Origin of the sequence: Mesorhizobium sp. M4A.F.Ca.ET.050.02.1.1 (assembly GCF_003997725.1) — a bacterium.
Lineage (GTDB): Bacteria > Pseudomonadota > Alphaproteobacteria > Rhizobiales > Rhizobiaceae > Mesorhizobium.
Genome location: NZ_RZSG01001372.1, coordinates 1 through 696 on the forward strand (window position 1 = coordinate 1; position 696 = coordinate 696).

General features: G+C 60.5%; 2 protein-coding genes. Both read left to right on the top strand.

What is annotated here, in order from left to right:
* Positions 1 to 192 (top strand): ATP-dependent Clp protease adaptor ClpS (locus EOA33_RS37580; RefSeq protein ID WP_190234533.1); only part of this gene is annotated, 192 nt, incomplete at its 5' end.
* A gap of 6 nt (positions 193 to 198) precedes the next feature.
* Positions 199 to 696, top strand: a 498-nt coding sequence (locus tag EOA33_RS37585; protein ID WP_281033609.1) for a Clp protease N-terminal domain-containing protein, incomplete at its 3' end; no start/stop codon positions are given.

Below are 696 nucleotides of genomic sequence, written 5' to 3' on the forward strand. Positions count from 1 at the left end.
GTCCACGTGCTGGAGCGTTTTTTTCAGAAGGACCGCGAAGCCGCCACACGCATCATGCTTCATGTTCACAATCATGGAGTGGGCGAGTGCGGGGTCTATACATTCGAGGTGGCCGAGACCAAAGTGTCCCAGGTCATGGATTTCGCCCGACAGAATCAGCATCCGCTGCAATGCGTGATGGAGAAGAAGTGAGGTAACATGCCGGCTTTCTCCCAAGGCCTGGAAAAGGCGCTACATCAGGCGCTGACGCTCGCCAATGAGCGGCATCATGAATATGCAACCCTTGAACACCTGCTGCTCGCCCTGATCGACGACACCGAGGCAGCTGCCGTCATGCGCGCCTGCAACGTCGACCTCGACGAATTGAAACACACGGTTCTCACCTATATCGACACCGAGCTCGACAACCTCGTTACCGGCTATGACGAGGATTCCAAGCCCACCGCCGGTTTCCAGCGCGTCATCCAGCGCGCCGTCATCCATGTACAGTCGTCCGGCCGCGAGGAGGTCTCCGGCGCCAACGTGCTCGTCGCGATCTTCGCCGAGCGTGAGAGCCATGCCGCCTATTTCCTGCAGGAACAGCAGATGACCCGCTACGACGCGGTCAACTACATTTCGCATGGCATCGCCAAGCGCCCCGGCGCCTCGGAGAACCGCACCCCGCGCGGCGCCGATGACGAGCAGGGCGGCCAGAAC